At 70.6% G+C, this 16404-nt stretch carries 17 protein-coding genes; 7 read left to right on the top strand and 10 right to left on the bottom strand.

Features of this window, described 5'->3' with window-relative positions:
* Positions 1-6: 6 nt before the first annotated feature.
* From OCS65_RS02890 to OCS65_RS02855, 8 genes are all read right to left on the bottom strand, one after another.
* Positions 7-837, bottom strand: a complete 831-nt coding sequence (locus OCS65_RS02890) for a sugar phosphate isomerase/epimerase family protein (RefSeq protein WP_263508722.1) — start codon at positions 835-837, stop codon at positions 7-9.
* A complete protein-coding gene (locus tag OCS65_RS02885) occupies positions 834-2564 on the bottom strand; it encodes an FAD-dependent oxidoreductase (protein WP_050036096.1) in 1731 nt (576 codons plus the stop codon). The genes OCS65_RS02890 and OCS65_RS02885 overlap by 4 nt, the downstream gene beginning before the upstream one ends.
* Complete coding sequence (locus OCS65_RS02880) at positions 2561-3655, bottom strand: Gfo/Idh/MocA family protein (protein ID WP_029546613.1); 1095 nt, start codon at positions 3653-3655, stop codon at positions 2561-2563. Before OCS65_RS02880 ends, OCS65_RS02885 begins: the two co-directional genes overlap by 4 nt.
* Entirely contained in the window at positions 3655-4491 is an 837-nt protein-coding gene (locus OCS65_RS02875; protein ID WP_029546614.1) for an aldo/keto reductase, read from the bottom strand. The genes OCS65_RS02880 and OCS65_RS02875 overlap by 1 nt, the downstream gene beginning before the upstream one ends.
* Positions 4488-6440 (bottom strand): oxidoreductase, encoded by a 1953-nt coding sequence (locus tag OCS65_RS02870; RefSeq protein WP_072636571.1) that lies wholly within the window; start codon positions 6438-6440, stop codon positions 4488-4490. The genes OCS65_RS02875 and OCS65_RS02870 overlap by 4 nt, the downstream gene beginning before the upstream one ends.
* Positions 6437-7375 (bottom strand): shikimate dehydrogenase, encoded by a 939-nt coding sequence (locus tag OCS65_RS02865; protein WP_263508717.1) that lies wholly within the window; start codon positions 7373-7375, stop codon positions 6437-6439. The genes OCS65_RS02870 and OCS65_RS02865 overlap by 4 nt, the downstream gene beginning before the upstream one ends.
* Positions 7376-7442: 67 nt before the next feature.
* The gene (locus tag OCS65_RS02860) at positions 7443-8807 is read right to left on the bottom strand and encodes an MFS transporter (RefSeq protein WP_006944053.1); all 1365 of its coding nucleotides are present in this window, start codon (positions 8805-8807) and stop codon (positions 7443-7445) included.
* 146 nt (positions 8808-8953) lie between these two features.
* Entirely contained in the window at positions 8954-9847 is an 894-nt protein-coding gene (locus tag OCS65_RS02855) for a LysR family transcriptional regulator (RefSeq protein WP_050036100.1), read from the bottom strand.
* Between the two features lie 132 nt (positions 9848-9979).
* On the opposite strand from OCS65_RS02855, the gene OCS65_RS02850 reads away from it, so the two are divergent.
* Positions 9980-10672 carry an SDR family NAD(P)-dependent oxidoreductase gene (locus tag OCS65_RS02850; RefSeq protein WP_263508713.1) on the top strand — a complete coding sequence of 231 codons (693 nt, stop codon included), beginning with the start codon at positions 9980-9982 and terminating at the stop codon, positions 10670-10672.
* Between the two features lie 150 nt (positions 10673-10822).
* Here OCS65_RS02850 and OCS65_RS02845 read toward each other — a convergent pair whose 3' ends face one another.
* Both OCS65_RS02845 and OCS65_RS02840 read right to left on the bottom strand, forming a co-directional pair.
* Positions 10823-12007 (bottom strand): 4-hydroxybenzoate 3-monooxygenase, encoded by a 1185-nt coding sequence (locus tag OCS65_RS02845; protein ID WP_263508711.1) that lies wholly within the window; start codon positions 12005-12007, stop codon positions 10823-10825.
* 98 nt (positions 12008-12105) lie between these two features.
* Entirely contained in the window at positions 12106-12870 is a 765-nt protein-coding gene (locus OCS65_RS02840; RefSeq protein WP_044476359.1) for an IclR family transcriptional regulator, read from the bottom strand.
* Between the two features lie 57 nt (positions 12871-12927).
* On the opposite strand from OCS65_RS02840, the gene OCS65_RS02835 reads away from it, so the two are divergent.
* The 6 genes from OCS65_RS02835 to OCS65_RS02810 all read left to right on the top strand — a co-directional run bounded on the left by OCS65_RS02835 (position 12928) and on the right by OCS65_RS02810 (position 16390).
* Positions 12928-13548, top strand: a complete 621-nt coding sequence (locus OCS65_RS02835) for an AIM24 family protein (protein ID WP_006944059.1) — start codon at positions 12928-12930, stop codon at positions 13546-13548.
* Positions 13549-13589: 41 nt separating this feature from the next.
* The gene (locus OCS65_RS02830; RefSeq protein WP_231772958.1) at positions 13590-14291 is read left to right on the top strand and encodes an AIM24 family protein; all 702 of its coding nucleotides are present in this window, start codon (positions 13590-13592) and stop codon (positions 14289-14291) included.
* Positions 14288-15043, top strand: coding sequence for an AIM24 family protein (locus OCS65_RS02825; protein ID WP_072636572.1), 756 nt, complete (start codon positions 14288-14290; stop codon positions 15041-15043). Before OCS65_RS02830 ends, OCS65_RS02825 begins: the two co-directional genes overlap by 4 nt.
* 166 nt (positions 15044-15209) lie before the next feature.
* Positions 15210-15407 carry a (2Fe-2S)-binding protein gene (locus OCS65_RS02820; protein ID WP_006944063.1) on the top strand — a complete coding sequence of 66 codons (198 nt, stop codon included), beginning with the start codon at positions 15210-15212 and terminating at the stop codon, positions 15405-15407.
* Positions 15408-15452: 45 nt separating this feature from the next.
* Entirely contained in the window at positions 15453-15929 is a 477-nt protein-coding gene (gene bfr / locus OCS65_RS02815; RefSeq protein ID WP_006944064.1) for a bacterioferritin, read from the top strand.
* On the top strand, positions 15926-16390 hold the full coding sequence (locus OCS65_RS02810; protein ID WP_006944065.1) for a carboxymuconolactone decarboxylase family protein: 465 nt from the start codon (positions 15926-15928) through the stop codon (positions 16388-16390). The genes bfr and OCS65_RS02810 overlap by 4 nt, the downstream gene beginning before the upstream one ends.
* Positions 16391-16404 lie beyond the last annotated feature (14 nt).

Genomic DNA, 16404 nt, shown 5'->3' with positions numbered 1-16404 from the left:
CCGGATTCACTCGACGATCGCGGTGGCCGGGACACGTCCGAGCACGGCCCTGGTGGCGGTGACCAGCTGCTCGAGCCAGGCGTCCGTGCCGATCGCCTGGCGCAGCGGCTCGTTCGGCAGCTCGATGCTCACCGGCAGCCCCTCCGGCAGGGCGGACCAGATCGCCGGGAGGTCGATGCCGCCCGTGCCGGGCACGAGCCTTTCCTCCCGGGCGTGCCGGATCAGTTCGGCGTGATCGCGCGGGGCGGGGGTGGCGCCGTCGCACATCTGGGCGTAGTGCAACCACTCGCGCGGGATGGCCGCCAGCTCGCCGACGGTCGTGGAAGAGCGCGCGACGTGCAGCGCGTCGACGAGCACACTGCGGGCCGGACCGTCGGCCCCGGCGACGATCTCGACGGCCGTCTTCGCGTCGGGAACCGCTGTCCACGGCATGAATTCGAGGCTCGCAACGATGCCGTAGGAGGCGCACAGCTCCGCCAGCCGCGCGTAGGAGTCGGTGAGACGGGCCCGGTCGGGGTCGTCGCCGCCGACCAGGACGGCCCGCGCCCCGAGCCGCGCGCCCGCCTCGAGCAGCGGAGCGTAGTCGGACGGGTCGAAATCCGGACCGAGACGGATGATCTCGAGATCGAACACCTGGACCGGGGAATCGGCGAGACGGCGGACGAGCGCGGAGAGCGCGGCGTCGTCCTCATGCAGCGGGTAGGCCGTGGTGCCGGGCGCCGCGGGCAGCAGACGCAGTCCGATCGTGTCGAATCCGTGCCGTTCGGCGAGATCGACGTGCTGCAGCGGCGGTGTGTCGAGGACGGTGAGGGCGGCGAGGCCGAGCGGGGTGCTCATCGGGTGGCTCCTGTGGTCGATGCGAGGCGGCGTCCGGTCAGGTACCCGAAGGTCATTGCCGGGCCCAGATTGATTCCGCCGGAGGGGTAGTGACCGCCCATTACGCTGGACTGGTCGACGCCGACCGCGAACAGCCCGTCGATCGGCCGGTCCTCGCGGTTCAGCACCCGGGACGACGAGTCGGTGACCAGGCCGGCGAACGTGCCGAAACTGCCGGGGACGACCTTGACGGCGTAGAACGGTCCGCGCTCGAGCGGCGCGAGGGACGGGTTGGGCCACGGGTTGTCCGCATCCCCGGACTTGACGTTGAACGGGGTGGTGCCGCGGCCGAATTCGGGGTCCTCCCCGAGGCGTGCGCTCTCGTTGAACGCGGTGACGGTCTTCTCGAGCCCGTCCGGGTCGACGCCGATCCGCTCCGCGAGTTCGCGGAGCGTCCGGCCCTTCGAGAGGTATCCGGATCGCAGGTAGGGCCACGTCGGGATCGGGAAGGGCTTGGCCATGCCGAGCGGGAAGTACCGCAGGTACTGCTGGTCGGCGATCAGCCAGGAGCAGATCTCCTCGCCGTCCGGCACCTGTTCGACCATTGCCAGTGTGTAGTCGTGATATCCGAGCGCCTCGTTGACGAAACGGCGTCCGTCGGCCAGCACCCCGATGACACCGGGCTTTCCGCGGTCCAGGATGTGCGGGAACACGCCTTGCCTGCCGTTGCGGTACCGGACGAGGGATACGGGACAGTATGCCACCGGCGAGGCGAGCGAACGGTCGAGGCGGCCACCGACGGATTCGCCCAGCGAGATGCCGTCACCGGTCGTCGTCGACGGCGTGAGCGTCCAGTGTTCGCGTCCGGTCGGGGTGCGGGGGAACAGCTCTCGCCGCCGGTCGAGGTCGCGGGTGAACCCGCCGGTCGCGAGGACGACACCCCGGCGGGCGGACACCGTGTAGGCGCCGTCGGGGCCCTCGAGCCGGACACCGACGACACGGCCGGACGGGTCGGTGACGAGTGCGGTGGCGGCGGTGGCGACGCGGATGTCGGCGCCGGCATCGAGTGCGGAGCGCAGCAGCCGGCCCACGAGCGCCGTCCCGTTGACCAGTTGCTGGCCCCGACGCCTGGTGGCGAGGTCGAACATGTGGGTCGAGACGCGGCGCGCGCAGTGCAGGAACGCCCGGCCCGAGCGGGTCGAGTGCAGGAAGGCCTGCAGGTCCGGGCCGGCCATGATGCCCATGCCGAGGAACGAGGTCTCGTACAGCTGCCGACGCAGCAGCGCGGCGACGTCGGGTCCGAGGCGGCGCAGGCTCACGGGCTTCGGCGCGACGGAGCGGTGTCCCGTGCCGGCGCCGGGGGTGTCACCGTGGATGTCGGCGATGGCGGCGCCGGGGACGAACTGCAGCGCCGTGTGGTGTTCGAAGAACTCGACCATCTCGGGGGCACCGTCGAGGAGCGCGTCCACCTTGGCGGCATCGAAGTTGTCCCCGAGCCGGTGTTCGAGGTAGCGGCGCGGCTCCGAGCGGTCCTCGTGCACCCCGTCGGCGTGGGCGAACAGGGTCCGCGGCGTCCACATCCACCCGCCCGACCAGGCGGTGGCGCCGCCGCACACGTCCGCCTTCTCGACGACGAGCACGGAGGCGCCCCCGTGGGCGGCAGCCACGGCCGTGGACAGCCCGCCCGCGCCGGACCCGACGACAACCACGTCGTAGGTGAGGGATTCGGACACTGTGTCGGGGGTCATCGGAGCTCCTTGCCGGACGAGACGAGGGTGGGTGCGGGCGCGAGGTCGACGACCCGGCCGGTGCGGGAGGATTCGTAGATCGCGGCGACGACGGCCAGGGAGGCGCGGGCGTCCCGCCCGGTCACCGCGGGCCGGCGGCCGGTCAGCACGGACTCGGCGAAGTCCTGGACCTGCAGGGTGTGGAAGTCGGCGAGGCCGGCGTTGACGTCGCGGACGTCGAGATTGGCGTCGACCTCGGGGGAATACGGGGTTCGCAGCTCCACCTCGCCCGGCGCGGTCCACAGCTCGTTGACGCCCTCACGCCCCTCGGGGAACTCGAGGACGCTCGCGATCGCCCCGGTTGCGCCGATCACCGTCACGCGGTTGCCGAGGTTGTGGTTGGCGCCGGTGGTGGCGGTGATCGTCGCGGTGCCACCGGAGGCGAACGAGACGACGGCCGAGGCGCTGTCCTCGGTTTCGATGTGCTCGCCGTGGAAGCGGGTGCCGACGAAGCCACTGACGCGGACCGGCGCACCCATGAACCACTGCAGCATGTCGATCTGGTGTACGGCCTGCGTCATGAGGACGCCCCCGCCGTCGGTGTCCCACCGCCCGCGCCACGCGTCGGCCGAGTAGTAGGTCGACGGGCGGTGCAGGATCACCGACACCTCCCCGAGGACGGGAACGCCGAGGCGGCCGTCGTCGATCGCCGCCTTGATGCGGCGCGCCGCGGGCCAGAATCGGCGCTGGAACAACACCCCGAAGGTGATGCCCGCGCGGTCGGCGGCCGCGATCATCCGGTCGGCCGCGGCCACGTCCACCGCGATCGGCTTCTCGCACAGCACGTGGATCCCGGCCTCGGCGGCGGCGAGGACGATCTGTTCGTGCACGGGGTGTGGTGTGCAGACGGTGCAGGCGTCGAGGCCGAGAGCGAACAACTCCGCCACCGATCCGACGGCGTGGGCGATGCCGTGCCGGGCGGCGAATGCGCGAGCGCGCTCCAGGTCGGGGTCGCAGCACGCGACGACCTCGACGCCGGGCACCTGCTGCAGTGCGTGCGCGTGGTTGCCCGCGATCTTTCCGCATCCGACGATGCCTGCACGAAGGGGCATCAGAAGTGTTCCTCTCGTTCGACGTCCCGGGCCGCGGCTTCGCCGCGGTCGAGACGGTTCAGCGCGGCGACGTCCGCCGCCGTGAGTTCCACGTCGACGGCGGCCAGATTCTCGGACTGGCGCGCCGGGTTCGCCGACCGCGCGACCGGCACGACGCCCTGCGCGAGGTGCCAGGCCAGCACGACCTGCGCGCGCGTGCAGCCGACGCGGTCCGCGATCGAGGCGACCACGGGGGCGCCGAGCACCTCGCCGCGGCCGAGCGGGCTCCACGACTGGGTGAACACCCCGAGCTCGTCGTTCGCGCGGCGGACGGGCAGGCGGGCCAGCGACGGGTCCATCTGGATCTGGTTGACGGCGGGAGCCTCCCCGGTCTCGGCCACCACCTTGCGCAGATGGTGGCCGAGGAAGTTGGAAACCCCCACGTAGCGGACGAGCCCGGCGTCGCGGCACTCGAGCATGGCCTCGAAAGCCGCGGCGTACCGGTCGAACCGCGGCAGCGGCCAGTGGATGAGGAACAGGTCGAGCCGCTCGAGGCCGAGGCGCTCGAGGCTCCGCTCCACGGCACCGCGAACGTCGCCGGAAACATGGTCGCTGCCGCGGAGTTTGGTGGTGACGAACAGGTCGTCGCGGGGCACGCCGCAGGTGGCGAGGGCGGCGCCGACGGCGTCCTCGTTCCCGTAGATCGCTGCCGTGTCGATCAACCGGTATCCGGCCTCGATACCGGCGAGCACGGCGCGCGTGGCGTCGGGCCCGACGAGGGGCCAAGTGCCCAGGCCGAGGCGCGGCAGCGCGGTGCGCACGGAATCCGGTGCCGGCGCGGTGGTCTCCGGGTTCACGCGTCGGCCCCCACGCGCGAATCGGCGGCCGCGGTGATGCGGACGGCGACGTCGGCGGCCGTGACGAGCGCGGCATGAAGGGAGCCGCCGTCGCCGCTCGCGTCCCCGACGGAGTGGACGCCGAGCCGCGGCGCGAGCCGCCGCAGCTCGGTCAGCAGGCCGGCGCGTGGCTCGACGCCGTGCGAGACGAGCAGTTCCCCGGGCGCGGGCACGGTGCGCTGTTGCCCGTTCGTCGAGATGACCACCCGGTCGGCCTCGATGTGCGTGACGACGGACGACAGGTACGTGGTGAGGTTCTCGCTCGCCGCCAGCCGGGGCAGCAGGACGATCTTGCCGCGACGGCCGACATCGTGCGCGATCGTCTCCTGCGGACCGATCATCACCACCCTCGTGCCGTGCTGGAGCAGGTCGTCGGCCACCGCCGCGGCCTCCCGGTCGGCACCGAAGATCGTGATCGACTCGGGTGCGGGGTCACCGGAGGCGAGGAACTCCCGCACGTCGCGGATCCGTCGCGTGCCGGCACCGGGAAGGTCGATCGCCGGTCCGCGCCCGCCGGTCGCGAGGACGATCGCGTCGAAGTCGAGCGGGGCCAGCGTGGCGGCATCGACTCTCGTACCGGTGTGGCAGGTGACATTCAGGTCCGCGAGTTCGTCGCGGTACCAGTCGACGATCCGGTGGTATTCCGGGTACTCGTGCAGCCGGGAGGCCAACGCGAAATCGCCACCCAGACTGCCGCGTTCGTCGTACAGATCGACGCTGTGGCCCGCCAGGGCGAGCTCACGCGCGGCCGCCGTGCCGGCCGGTCCGCCGCCCACGACGGCGACGCGCACCGCGGTCCCGGCCGGCGTCGAGGGCTGCTCGAGTTCGCGACCGACCCACGGGTTGACCGAACACGGGATCGGCCCGGCCGCCAGGCTGTCGATGCAGTAGTTGCAGGCGATGCAGGGCCGGTACCGACCCCCGTCGAGGGCACGGTTCGGGAAGTCCGGGTCGGCGTGCAGGGTCCGGGCCATGCTCACGAAGTCGGCCCGGCCGGAGGCGATGATCTGCTCCGCCGTCTCGGGTGAGCTGATCCGGCCGGCGACGCCCACCGGGATGTCGAAGTCGCGGGCATACGGTTCGGCGTACGGGGCGAGCAGACCGCGCTGCCACTCCCCCGGCTGGATGATCCACTGCCCCGACTCGTAGTTGCCCGCCGAAACGTCGAGGAAGTCCAGCCGGTGCGTGTCGATCGCGTCGATGCGCTCGCGCGTCGTCTCGGCGTCGAGCCCGCCGTCGACCGCCTCGAAGGCCGAGAAACGCAGTCCCAGAGTGATACCCGGCGCCATGGTGCGGACCGCGTCGATGACCCGGTTGACGAACAGCGTCGGCTCGGCCCACTCGTCGTCGCGGTGGTTGTATGCGGGCGAGAGGAACTGGTGGATGAGATAACCGTGCCCGCCGTGCAGGGAGATCACGTCGACGCCGGCCTCCGCGCAGCGTGCCGCAGCCTCACCGAAGCACTCGACGAGGTGCTCGATGTCGTCGCTGTCGAGCTGCTCGGGCATCTCGCCGCCGACGACCGCGCACGGGATCGGGGTGGGGGCGACCGGGACGAATCCGCTCACCGCGCCCTGCGCGGTGCGGCCCCCGTGGTTGAGTTCGACACCGACGAGTGCGCCGTGGGCGTGCACCGCCTCCGCCATCCGGGCGATGCCGGGGATGCGTTCGTCGACGTCCACACCCATCTGGCGGATGCGGCCCTTGCCGTCGGCCCGCACGTAGCTCGCCTCGGTGAAGACGAGCGCGGCGCCTCCGGCGGCACGTCGCTCGAGGTAGGCGATGTAGCGGTCGGTCATCGTGCCGTCGAGTTCGCAGTAGTTGCGTTCCATGGGCGCGGACACGAAGCGGTTGCGCAAACGGACCGAACCCATGTCCAGCGGTTGCGCGAAGGACGCGGTGGTGTTCATTCCATCTCCTGGTGGGCATCGGGACGTCCGGCCGGCGCACGGTCCACCGGCGCGGCCACGAGAACCCGGTCCGAGATCAGCTCGTCGAGGTGCTTCCGCATGCGGTCGACGTCGGGACGGATCCCGGTCAGCAGCGCGAACGTGTCGGCAGCCTGGGCGACGAGCATCTGCCCGCCGTCGAGCACGTCGCAGCCGAGAACCGCTGCGGCCGCGATCAGCTCGGTTCGGATCGGCCGGTAGACGATGTCCGCGACCCACAGCCCGGGGTGCAGGGCGCCGGTGTCGAACGGCGTTCCGGGGTGGCCGACCATGCCGATCGGCGAGGCGTTGACCACCCCGGTGCACGTGCGCAGGGCGGCGGGGATCGCCTCCGCCGGCAGAGCCGTGGCCCGTGTCGCGGGGAAGGCGGTGGACAGTCGCGCGCAGACGTCCGCGGCGCGGGCGGTGTCCACCTCGGCGATCCGCAGGTCCGCCACACCCGCGGCGGCGAGCGCGTAGGCCACCGCCGAGCCCGCACCGCCCGCACCGACCAGCACGACCGCATCCAGGGCGGCATCGGGCAGCCCGCGGCGCAGCGCCGTGAGGAATCCGCTGTGGTCCGTGTTGTGGCCGATCAGGCGCCCGTCTCGGACGACGACGGTGTTGACCGCGCCGAGCAGGCGGGCGTTGTCGGACAGGCCGTCGAGGGCCGGGATGACGACCTGCTTGCACGGGTGGGTGATGTTCAGGCCGGTGCAGCCGCCGGCGACGACGGCGCGCACCAGGTCGCCGGTGCGTTCGACGGGAACGTTCTCCGCCTCGAGGTCGAGCAGTTCGTAGCGGTAGTCGCTCACACCGAGTGCGGCGGCCTCGCGCTCGTGGAGGGCCGGCGACAGGGACGAGGCGATGCCTGCCCCCACGAGCCGGATGCGGTGGCGGGCGGTGGACGGGGTCACGGTTACTCCTACGGGGGTGGGACGGGCCGTGGCCCCGGCGCGTCGGGCGCCGGGGCTCGGTGGCCGGTCAGACGTCGCTGCGGACGAGTTCCTGCGCCGGTCGCGCCGCCGGCGCCGGGCGACGCTCGCCCAGGTCCTCGGTGGGGGTGCGGTAGGTCTCCGGACCGGTGAGGGCGGCGATCGACGACAGCACCGCGAAGCCCAGGCACATCCAGGCGACCGGGGCCCAGTTGCTGGTGTCCCCCGCCGAGAGCATCTGCGCGACGGCGGGTGTGAATCCGGCGACGAGCAGACCGAGCATGAGGCTCACGGCCATGCCCGTGTACCGGACCCGGGCCGGGAACTGCTCCGGGAAGTAGGCCGGGTAGACACCGTTCGGCATGGCGTAGAAGAAGCCGATCAGCACGATCCCCGAGGCGAACACCAGTGGCGTGCTGCCGGTTCCGATGGCGTGGAAGAAAGCGAACACCATCGCGCCCGAGCCGAGGGCACCGAACACGAACACCGGCTTGCGGCCGATCCGGTCCGCGAGGAGCCCGGCCACGGGCTGGCTGAGTACCGCCACGAAGTTGGCGGCGGCGATCGCCCACAGCATCGTGGAGCGCTCGAAGCCTTCGACCTGCACGGCGTAGGCGAGTGCGAAGACGTTGACGATCGTGTTGATCATGGCGAACGTGGCGCTGAGGCTGATCCGCAGGACGGTGCGCCAGTGCGAGCGGAACATCTCGACGACCGGCAGGGTGGCGGTCTCGCCGTTCTCCTGGAGTTCCTCGAACACCTCGGGCTCGTCGAGCTTGCGGCGCAGCCACACCGCGACCACCGTGACGACGATGCTGAGCCAGAACGGCACCCGCCAGCCCCACGAGTACAGCGCCTCGTCGGGCAGCGATGCCACCGGAATGAACACGAGGCTCGAGATGACGATGCCGAACATGATGCCGCTCATGGTGAACGACGTGAAGAACGAGCGCCGGTGCGCCGGGGCGTGCTCGAGCGTCAGGGACGACGAGCCCGGGGATTCACCACCGGCCGACAGGCCCTGCAGCAGGCGCAGCAGCACCAGGATCACCGGCGCGGCGATGCCGATCTGCTCGTAGGTGGGCAGGCAGCCGATGACGAACGTGGCGATGCCCATCAGCATCAGGCAGGCCAGGAGGGCGTTGCGCCGGCCGAACTTGTCGCCCCAGTGCCCCCACAGCACGGCGCCGAGCGGGCGGGCGATGTATGCGACGCCGAGGGTGCTGATCGACAGCAGCGTCGAGGTGGCTCCGTCGCCGGGAAAGAAGATCTTCCCGAAGACGAGGGCTGCGGCGGAGCCGTAGATGAAGAAGTCGTAGTACTCCAGGGTGCTGCCCAGGAAACCGGAGATGGCCGCCCGGCGGGCGTTCTCGTTCGGTCGTCCGTCGGGGCCGGCAGCGTGCGTGTTCGCCATGGCGTTCCTTTCGTCCCAGGATCCGACGGACGCCGAGTCGGCCATTCGGTGATGGCCCTCACAGTCGCCGGAACGAGACGAGCGTGACACGCCGCACTATGCAGCGTCCAACACTGAAAAAGTCTCAGATAAAGACCCTTATCGTCTCAATCGGGCGTCGGAAGAATCTCCTCGGCGACCTTCAAGGCCACCTCGAGCGCCGGCGACACGCGCCGGGGCGACCAGCCGATCCCGTGGTGCATGTAGACGGATTCTCCGGCGAGGGGGACGAAGACCGTGCCCGGCGGCGTGATCGTCGCGATGCTCGACGTCATCAACGCCACCCCCACGCCGGCCGAGACGAGCACCAGGATCATGTACGGGTCGGTGATCTCCTGGACCACGCGCGGGCGGAACCCCGCGTCGAGGCACGCACGCATGGCGCTCTCCTGCAGGGCCGACCCCGCCGACAACGGGGTGGTGATGAAGCCGTCGTCCGCGAGTTCGTGCAGGTCGATCTCCGACTCTCCGGCGAGCGGGTGGTCGGAGGGCAGCACGGCACCGAACGACTCGCGGCGGATCAGCCGGGTGGCCACCGCCGTGGACTGGACCGGCAGCCCGACGAACGCGAGATCCAATGCACCACTCTCTAATTGGGTGACCGCCTCGCGGGTCATGATGCGGCCGACGAGGTCGAGCTCGATGTCCGGGTAACGCTGTCGCAGCGCCCGGGTCAGCGGCGGGAGCGAAAGATGGTTCAGCACACCGGTGAACCCGATCTTGATGCGGCCGTACACGCCGCCGGCGGACGCGCGCGTGGCCTGCCGTGCCGTCTCGACGCTTTCGAGGATGTGGTAGGCGTGGGGCAGGAAGGCGTGACCGCCCGCCGTGAGGGCGACGCTGCGCGTATTGCGCTCGAACAACGGCACACCGAGGTCCTTCTCGAGCTTGCGCACCGTCTGACTCAGGGGCGACTGCGCCATCTGCAAGCGGGCGGCGGCCCGGCCGAAGTGCAGTTCCTCCGCGACGGCGACGAAGGCCTGAAGCCAGCGGATCTCCATGTCGATCCCTTCGGGGACTTGACGACTGCACCTACAGCCGTATATCCAGATTCATACATGGTGCGTCTCCGATTATTTCGATTTCGCACATGGATTCAGACTACTATCCACACACCGGCGAGGAGCAGCCGTATGGTGACCTATCCCTCGGGCGCGACCGCGCTCGTCACCGGCGGGGCGAGCGGAATCGGCGCGGCCTGCGCGAGGCGGCTGTCCGCCGCGGGCGTCCGGGTCGTCACCGCCGACATCGCGGACGGCGCCGACGAACGCGTCGACGTCACCGACCCCGCCGCCGTCGAACGGCTGCGAGAACGCCTGGGCCGGGTCGACATCCTCGTCAACAGCGCCGGCGTCGTGGGACCCTCGGCGCCGCTGGTCGACACCGAGCTGTCCGACTGGCACCGCACGTTCCGCATCAACGTCGACGGCACGTTCCTCACGTGCCGCGCCTTCGTTCCCGCGATGATCGGCGCCGGCTGGGGCCGGGTCGTGAACCTGGCGAGCATCGCGGCCAAGGACGGCAATCCGAAGCAGAGTGCCTACTCGGCATCCAAGGCCGCGGTGATCGCGCTGACGAAGTCGCTCGGCAAGGAGATCGCGACGACCGGGGTGCTCGCCAACGTGGTTGCGCCCGCGGCGGTGGAGAGCCCGATGAACGCCGGAACGGACCCGGCGATCCTGGCGCGGTCGCAGAGCCTGACGCCGATGGCCCGGATGGGCCGGCCGGACGAGATCGCCGAACTCGTCGCCTGGCTCTCCTCGGACGCGCTGAGCTTCTCGACCGGCGCCGTGTACGACGCGAGCGGCGGCCGCGCGTCGTACTGACGGTCCGCACTCGGCCGACGAGCGGGAGGTTTCCGCGTCCAGCGGGAACTTGTCGTCGGAGCTACTCGGCCGACGCCGCCGTCACGGCCCGCTCGGCGCGACAAGCTCCCGTTCGACCCGGAGCAGGCTGCGCGCGGAGGCGTCGGCGCGTCAGACCAGGGGCCACCCGGTGTACTGCTCGGCGATCAGGGTGCGCCCGGCGACGGAACGGGTGATCGCGTCGAGCTCGGCGTCCTGGCGCTTGTTGTCGAACGGGCTGCTGCCCGGGTGGGCGTGCAGCATCGACGACATCCACCACGAGAAGTGCTGGGCCCGCCACACCCGCGGCAGCACTTCCGCGGTGTAACCGTCGAGCCGGCCGCGTTCACCGCGGGTGAGGTACTCGTCCATCGAACGGGCCAGCACGAACACGTCCGCGACCGCGAGGTTGAGCCCCTTGGCGCCGGTCGGCGGGACGGTGTGCGCGGCATCGCCGGCGAGGAACAGGTTGCCGTGCTGCATGGGCTCGCACACGAAGCTGCGGAACTGCAGGATCGACTTGTCGAAGATCCGGCCGTCCTTGATCTCGGCCCCCTCCCCGTCGACCCGGGCGTGCAGTTCGCTCCAGATGCGGTCGTCGGACCAGTTGGCGACGTCGTCGTCCGGGTCCACCTGCAGGTAGTGCCGCTGCACGTCGGCGGTGCGGGTGGAGATCAGTGCGAAGCCCCGCTCGTGCCGGGCGTAGATCAGTTCCTCCGACGAGCGGGGCGCCTCGGCGAGGATGCCGAGCCAGGCGAACGGGTACTGCCGGAAGTGGTCGGTGCGCACCTGCGGCGCCGGAATCAGACCGCGGGTGCCGGTGCGCGAGCCGTCGCAGCCGGCGACGAGCAGCGCGTCGAGGCGCTGTGGGTTGCCCTGCGCGTCGGTGTAGGTCAGGTACGGCCGATCGGTGAGGTGGTCGTGGACCTGCGCGTCGGAGACACCGAAGCGGAGGTCGCCACCGTCGGCGAGACGGCGGGCGATGAGGTCCTTGTTGACCTCGTGCTGCGGGTAGACGGTGACCGCGCGCCCGACGAGTTCGTCGAACGCGATGCGGTGCCCCCTGCCGCCGAAACGGAACTCCACGCCGTGGTGCTCGTAACCCTCGGCCTTCAGCCGGTCGCCGACGCCGGTCTCGACCATGAGGTCGACGGTGTTCTGCTCGAGCACGCCGGCGCGGATGGTGGCCTCGATGTCCTCCCGCGAGCGCGCCTCGAGCACGACGGACTCGATGCCGCGCAGGTGCAGCAGGTGCGACAGCATCAGCCCGGCGGGGCCGGCGCCGACGACGGCGACCTGGGTGCGGGATTCGCTCATGGGGGACTCCTCGGGATCGGGAAGCGGTGACGACCCTCACTGTCCCGAAGGAAGGTCCACGTCGTCACCCCCCACTTTCACTCAGCGAAAGACGGCTTTCAGGTCAGCCGCCGGGAGATGCCGCTCGCCGCCGCTCGCATGGCCGGGATCAACGGCGCGGGATCCGCATCGATCGACACCACCACCGATATCGCCGCGACGACCCGGCCGGAACGCTCCCGGATCGGTGCCGCCATCGCCATCGTGCCCACGTTCAGGTATTCGCGGCAGATCACGATGCCGGTGCGGCGGACGCCGTCGAGCACGCGCCGCAACCGGGCCTCGTCGGTGATCGTGGCGGGGGTGAACCGTTCGAGCCCGGCATCGAGCACCTCCTGCAGCAGCTCGGGCCCGCCGTGGGCGAGCAGCACCAGCCCACCGCTCGACGCGTGCAGCGGCAGCCGGCCGCCCGCCCGGCCGACCACGGCCACGGCACCGCGCGCCGACAACCGCTCGACGTAGAGCGCCTCGAGCCCCTCCCGGACGACCAGCTGCACGTTCTCCCGGGTCGCGTCGAACAGGTCCTCGAGATAGGGCATCGCCACCTGGCGCAGGCCGTGCGCGCGGGGCGCGAGGGCGCCGAGCTCCCACACCCGCACCCCGACCTGATAGCTGCCGTCCGCACGGCGTTCGAGTGCCCCGGCGTCGACGAGCTGGCCGCACAGCCGGAACACCGTCGGCAGGGGCAGCCCGGTCCGGCGGCTCAGTTCCGACTGGGTCAGGCGCGGGCGCTCGGCGGTGAACGCGCCCAGCACGGCGAAGGCGCGGCCGAGCAGGGTCCGGTCGGGAACATCGGGCACGCACCCATTGTGGGGTGTCCGCATCGGGCGGGCGCGAGCCGGAAGGGCGCACCGGCGGCCGAGCGTCTATCGTGTTCGCGCATGCGACTGGTCGAGAGATCGAAACGGGTCATAGAGGCGCACCTGAACAACACCAGCATCCGGGCACTGTCGGGGTCGATGGTGGCGTACGAGGGCCAGGTGCAGTTCAAGTCGGCCGGATTCGGCGGCGGCGAGGGCGTGCTGGCCGGCCTGCGGCAGCGGGCCACGGGTGAGGGCCTGTCGCTGATGGAGTGCGCCGGCAACGGCGTGGTCTATCTCGCCCACCAGGGGCAGGACGTCACGGTGCTCGAGTTGAACAACGAGACGCTGCAGGTCGAGTCGGAGCAACTGCTCGCCCTGAACGGCAACCTCACCACGAACGTCACGTTCGCCGGGGTGCGCGGCAACATGAGCGGCCAGGGCCTGTTCACCACGACGGTCACCGGCAGCGGGCAGGTCGCGCTGCTGTCGGCCGGTGGCCCACTGATCCACCTCGAGGTCTCGCCGCAGTACCCGCTCGTCGTCGACCCGGACGCGTTCGTGTGCGCGAAGGGACAGTTGAGCCAGTCGTTCGTCACCGACGTCTCGTGGCGCACGTTCGTCGGTCAGGGCAGCGGCGAGGCGTTCTCGCTGCGGTGGGACGGCATGGGCGTCGTGTCCATCCAGCCGGCGGAGCGGTGAGGGAGGCAGCGATGACGGAGACAGCGATGACGGAGGCAGCGGTGTTCTCGAAGATCAACGGCAAGGTCGTCAAGGTCGATCTGAACCAGTCCGGGCCGGTCGTCGCCCGTCGCGGCGCGATGCTGTTCTACACCGGCATGGTGCAGTTCGCTCCGCACCAGGTACCCGGGGCCGGTGGGATGCCGGGCATGGGCGGGATCGCCGGGATGGCGGGACGGATGATGCAGGGCGAGCACGAACGCACGATGCTCGCGCAGGGCAACGGCGTGGTGCACTACGGCTTCCGCGGCCTCGAGGTGCACGTGGTGGACCTGTCCGCGGGCGGCGAGCTGCGGGTGGAGGCGTCGCGGCTGCTGGGATACACCGCGAGCCTGCAGAGCTCGGTGGTGTCGATGTCGGCGCCCCCGGCCGGGGGCGGCGCGGGCGGTGGCGGCTTCCTGGGCGCGCTGCGCAGCGCCGCCACCGGCATGGTGACCGGCACCGGCATGTTCACCACCCAGCTGTCCGGGCGCGGGGCCGCGGTGCTGCTCGGGCACGGTGGATTCCTCGAGCTGCAGGTCGGCGGGCCGGCCCCGGTCGTCGTCGACCCGCAGTCCTTCATCGCCGCCCACGGACCGGTGCGGACGGAACTGAAGTCCGCGATGAGCTGGCGCACCGCGGGGCGCAGCGGCGGCGAGGGCCTCCAGCTCGAATGCATCGGTCAGGGCATCGTCTACGTGCAAGCGTCGGAGGAGAAACTGTGAGCGTCGTCCTGAACCCGTCCCACCTCGTCGGCAGCGACAACCTGCCCGGCAACCACTACGCCTTCTGCATCGACCTGCAGAGCCCGTGGTTCCTGTCCAAGGGCGCGATGATCGCCTACTACGGGCAGGTGCAGTTCACCTCGCTCACCCACGGACTGCAGGGGCAGCTGCTGCAGATGGTGGCGCACCAGTTCTCGGCCCCGCTGTACATGGGCGACTACGTCGTCGCCGAGGGGTACGGGAAGCTGATCCTCGGTGACCGTGGGTACGACATCAACTCCTACGACCTCGACGACGGCAACCTCACCATCCGGGCCGCGAACCTGCTCGCGTTCGAGCCCGGGCTGTCGCTGAACCAGTCGATCGTGCCGGGCTTCCTCACGCTGATCGGGACGGGCAAGTTCCTTGCGTCGTCGAACGGGCCCGTGATGTTCGCCGAGCCGCCGCTGCGGGTCGATCCCGAGGCGCTCGTCGGGTGGGCGGACTGCCCGTCGCCGAGCCATCACTACGACGAGGCGTGGGTCAACGGCTTCGTGGCGGCGGGGGCGCGCATGTTCGGTGTGCAGTCCGGGGAGGAGCGGCAGTTCGACTTCACGGGCGCCGGGACCGTGCTCATCCAGTCCAGCGAGAAGGTGATCGACGACAGCACGATCGTCCGGACCATCGAGGGACAGCTACCGGGTCTGACCCCCGGCGGTCTGCAGCGGATCAACCAGGTGGTGGCGTCGCAGTTGCAGTCACAGCAGCACTGAACTCGGCAGCCCTGAGCCCCGCAGCACCGGCCTCAGGGCACCCCGGGCCGGGACTGGGCACTTGCCCGGGGCGCCCGAGGCCGGATTGTGACTACGCTCACAGGTAAGCCACACCTCATTGAGGTAAGGTTTGGTGAACCTAAGTAGTACGTCCAGGAGGGTCTCGATGATCGTCTGCAGCTGCCACGCTCTCTCGCACCGGCACATCGAGGCCCACATCGCTGCCGGGGCGCGCTGCACCCGCGAGATCGGTGCGGCCTGCCGCGCCGGCACCGACTGCGGACGGTGCGTCCGAAATATCTCGGCGATCGTTCGCGCATCCCGCGAGCGGGATGAGAGGATCGAACTCGAGACCGCCGTCTAGACCCCTACCCGGCGGTCGATCCGCGTTCGGTCCCCGGGAGGCGCCATGAAGGGCGACAAGAAGGTCATCGAGTACCTCAACGAGCAGCTCACCGCCGAGCTCACGGCGATCAACCAGTATTTCCTGCACTCGAAGATGCAGGACAACAACGGCTGGACCAAGCTCGCCGCGCACACCCGCGCCGAATCCTTCGAGGAGATGCGGCACGCCGAAACCCTCACCGACCGGATCCTGTTCCTCGAGGGCCTGCCCAACTACCAGCGGCTCGGCACGCTGCGGCTCGGCGAGACGGTCAAGGAGATGTTCGAGGCCGACCTGCAGGTCGAGATCGAGGCCCGCGACCGCCTCCGCAAGGGCTCCGAGTACATGCGCTCGGTCAGCGACATCACCTCGGCCCGCATCTTCGAGGAGATCCTCGCGAACGAGGAAGAGCACATCGACTACCTGGAGACCCAGCTGGGCCTGCTCGAGCAGCTCGGCGAAGCCCTCTACATCTCCGTGCACGTATCGCCGCCGGAGTGAGCGAGGCGCGCGTCCCGATCGACAAGCAGACCCGCCCGGTGTACCGGGCGCAGATCGAGGTAGCCAAAGCGATCCGCCAGGCCACGGCCGACGCCGGACTCGAGCGTCGGCTCGTGGAGCTGGTGAACGTACGCGTCTCCCAGATGAACGGTTGCGCCTACTGCCTGGACGTGCACGTCCGGGACGCCCTGCGCGAGGGCGAGACCACCCAGCGACTCGCGGTGCTGCGGGCCTGGCGGGAGACGGACCTGTTCACCGAGCAGGAGCAGGCCGCTCTCGCCCTCGCCGAGTCGATCACCACGCTGCCCGACAGTCACCTGCAGGACCGGGACTACGACTTCGCGCGCGCCCGGCTCACCGAGGACGAACTCTCCGCGATCGCGTGGGTTGCCGTGGCGATGAACGCGTTCAACCGGATCTCCATCGTCAGCCGGCACCCGGTACGTCCCCCGCAACAGTGACGGCCGAATTGATT

The organism is Rhodococcus aetherivorans (genome assembly GCF_025722975.1).
Classification (GTDB): Bacteria; Actinomycetota; Actinomycetes; order Mycobacteriales; family Mycobacteriaceae; genus Rhodococcus; species Rhodococcus aetherivorans.
The sequence above is the reverse complement of the archived record's forward strand: the minus strand, read 5'-3'. Positions and strand labels throughout refer to the sequence as shown.

Bases quoted from the DNA above. Each gene is read 5' to 3' on its own strand.
- OCS65_RS02890 (WP_263508722.1), bottom strand. From the start codon at position 837: ATGAGCACCCCGCTCGGCCTCGCCGCCCTCACCGTCCTCGACACACCG.
- OCS65_RS02885 (WP_050036096.1), bottom strand. From the start codon at position 2,564: ATGACCCCCGACACAGTGTCCGAATCCCTCACCTACGACGTGGTTGTC.
- OCS65_RS02880 (WP_029546613.1), bottom strand. From the start codon at position 3,655: ATGCCCCTTCGTGCAGGCATCGTCGGATGCGGAAAGATCGCGGGCAAC.
- OCS65_RS02870 (WP_072636571.1), bottom strand. From the start codon at position 6,440: ATGAACACCACCGCGTCCTTCGCGCAACCGCTGGACATGGGTTCGGTC.
- OCS65_RS02860 (WP_006944053.1), bottom strand. From the start codon at position 8,807: ATGGCGAACACGCACGCTGCCGGCCCCGACGGACGACCGAACGAGAAC.
- OCS65_RS02855 (WP_050036100.1), bottom strand. From the start codon at position 9,847: ATGGAGATCCGCTGGCTTCAGGCCTTCGTCGCCGTCGCGGAGGAACTG.
- OCS65_RS02850 (WP_263508713.1), top strand. From the start codon at position 9,980: ATGGTGACCTATCCCTCGGGCGCGACCGCGCTCGTCACCGGCGGGGCG.
- OCS65_RS02845 (WP_263508711.1), bottom strand. From the start codon at position 12,007: ATGAGCGAATCCCGCACCCAGGTCGCCGTCGTCGGCGCCGGCCCCGCC.
- OCS65_RS02840 (WP_044476359.1), bottom strand. From the start codon at position 12,870: ATGCGGACACCCCACAATGGGTGCGTGCCCGATGTTCCCGACCGGACC.
- OCS65_RS02835 (WP_006944059.1), top strand. From the start codon at position 12,928: ATGCGACTGGTCGAGAGATCGAAACGGGTCATAGAGGCGCACCTGAAC.
- OCS65_RS02820 (WP_006944063.1), top strand. From the start codon at position 15,210: ATGATCGTCTGCAGCTGCCACGCTCTCTCGCACCGGCACATCGAGGCC.
- bfr (WP_006944064.1), top strand. From the start codon at position 15,453: ATGAAGGGCGACAAGAAGGTCATCGAGTACCTCAACGAGCAGCTCACC.